The organism is Pseudomonas sp. PME37.24/006 (genome assembly GCF_055556635.1).
In genome coordinates, this window is sequence record NZ_JBVHNL010000058.1 from 1 (window position 1) to 278 (window position 278).

Annotated in this window: 1 protein-coding gene; it reads left to right on the forward strand. The window is 73.4% G+C overall.

The features are described 5' to 3' along the window. Window positions 1-278, forward strand: a 278-nt coding sequence (locus ACZ3GY_RS23845) for a hypothetical protein (protein WP_465912201.1), incomplete at both ends; no start/stop codon positions are given.

Sequence of the window (278 nt, forward strand, 5' to 3'; positions counted from 1 at the left end):
TCCGCGACCTCGTCCCGGATGCCACTGAGGTCGTGTGGGCGCGACCCGTCGCCCCGATCGGATTCGATCTCGCGCTCCGCTCCCCCGACGCGGTCGTGCGCTTCACCGCCGTCATGGGTCCCGAGGGCGCGGACTCGCTGTGGCGGGTCAACGTCGCGACCGACGGCGCGCGTGTCGACGTCGAGTTCCCCCCGCCGTTCGTCCACGCCGGCAGCGCCCGGACGACGGTCCGCGACGGACGCGGCATCCAGACCGTGTATCCGATCGACCGGCGCGAC